The following is a 379-nucleotide window of genomic DNA, read 5'->3' on the forward strand; positions in this document are numbered from 1 at the left end:
CAGGCGGCGGACGCCTTCGGCTGGGTCAGGCGCGATCCGAAGGTCGGCGCGATGCGCGACGGCGACTGGCTGGTCGGCATGGGCTGCGCGACGGCGATCTACCCGACTGCCGTCGCGCCATGCGCGGCGCGCGTGCGCCTGACGGTCGACGGCGACGTGCGGCTGCAATGCGGTTCGCACGAGATCGGCACCGGCGTGCGAACGGTGGCCGGTCAGATGGCGTCCGAGCGGCTCGGCGTCAGCATCGAGAGGATCAGCGTCGAAATGGGCGACAGCAGCCTGCCTCCGGCTCCCGTTTCGGGCGGGTCGATCTCCACGGCCAGCGTGTGTTCGGCGGTGCTCAAGGCCTGCGATGCCATCCGCGCCAAGCTGTTTGCCG

At 71.2% G+C, this 379-nt stretch carries 1 protein-coding gene; it reads left to right on the forward strand.

The features are described from left to right. On the forward strand, positions 1-379 hold a 379-nt coding region (locus tag EN851_RS34430), incomplete at both ends, for a molybdopterin cofactor-binding domain-containing protein (protein ID WP_145972395.1).

The sequence above is a fragment of the Mesorhizobium sp. M8A.F.Ca.ET.208.01.1.1 genome, assembly GCF_004791315.1.
Classification (GTDB): domain Bacteria; phylum Pseudomonadota; class Alphaproteobacteria; order Rhizobiales; family Rhizobiaceae; genus Mesorhizobium.